The 863-nt window shown below is 61.4% G+C and carries 2 protein-coding genes; one reads left to right on the forward strand and one right to left on the reverse strand.

Translation table 11 applies throughout. The features are described 5' to 3' along the window. Positions 1 to 62 precede the first annotated feature (62 nt). Complete coding sequence (locus AC3WS4_RS25240) at positions 63 to 203, reverse strand: hypothetical protein (RefSeq protein ID WP_234716212.1); 141 nt, start codon at positions 201 to 203, stop codon at positions 63 to 65. On the opposite strand from AC3WS4_RS25240, the gene AC3WS4_RS25245 reads away from it, so the two are divergent. Beyond that, positions 145 to 845 (forward strand): IS5 family transposase gene (locus tag AC3WS4_RS25245; protein ID WP_234716168.1). Its coding sequence is split into 2 segments (ribosomal slippage): positions 145 to 421 and positions 421 to 845, totalling 702 coding nucleotides; the frame shifts between segments, so codons are not numbered across the junction. The genes AC3WS4_RS25240 and AC3WS4_RS25245 overlap by 59 nt on opposite strands. Positions 846 to 863: the final 18 nt, after the last annotated feature.

Consider the following 863-nt stretch of genomic DNA (forward strand, 5'->3'; position numbering starts at 1 on the left):
TACTAGGGTTAAAACCCAATCAGCCTCTTGAAATTGCTTGTATGTATTGATTCAAAGGGCCTTCACCGCAGCGGGAGGCCCTTCACGATGTCGCGTTCTTTATTCTGGTTGTCGGACGAAGCTTGGCTGGCGATCGAGCCGTACTTGCCCCGGAACCAGCCTGGTGCGCGACGGGTCGATGACCGGCGGGTGATTTCGGGCATCCTTCATGTACTGAAATCCGGCTGCCGGTGGTGCGACTGTCCGGCAGACTATGGACCATCGACGACGGTCTACAACCGCTTCAACCGCTGGTCGCGGCGGGGGTTCTGGACGAAGTTGCTCGATGCCTTGGCAGGGGCGGGTGCGGTGACGAAGAGCACGGCGATCGATAGCACCTACATCAAAGCCCAGCGCTCGGCCTTTGGTGGAAAAGGGGGCGCCAGACGCAGGCGATCGGTCGTTCTCGCGGCGGCTGGACAACCAAGATCCATGCCCTGACCGACGTTCTCGGCCGCCCCTATGCCCTTATGCTGACGGCGGGCAATGTCAGCGATGTGAAGGCTGCACCGGCACTGCTCGAACGCGCCGGACCGATGCGCTACCTGCTCGGCGACAAGGGCTACGACGCAAACCGGCTGCGGACGTCCTTGCGCGAGAATGGCACCAGCCCCGTCATTCCGGGTCGCCGCAACCGCAAGCGAGCCATCCGATACGATCAGCACCGCTACCGTAGCCGGCACCTCATCGAAAATGCCTTCTGCCGGATCAAAGACTTCCGTCGGATCGCCACACGCTACGACAAGCTCGCCGCCAACTTCCTGTCAGCCGTCGCGCTGGTCACTACCTTGGCCTTCTGGCTCTGAATGAGTCTCAGCCCTAGC

Source organism: Sphingopyxis sp. EU05-FHT14B03, from assembly GCF_058790875.1.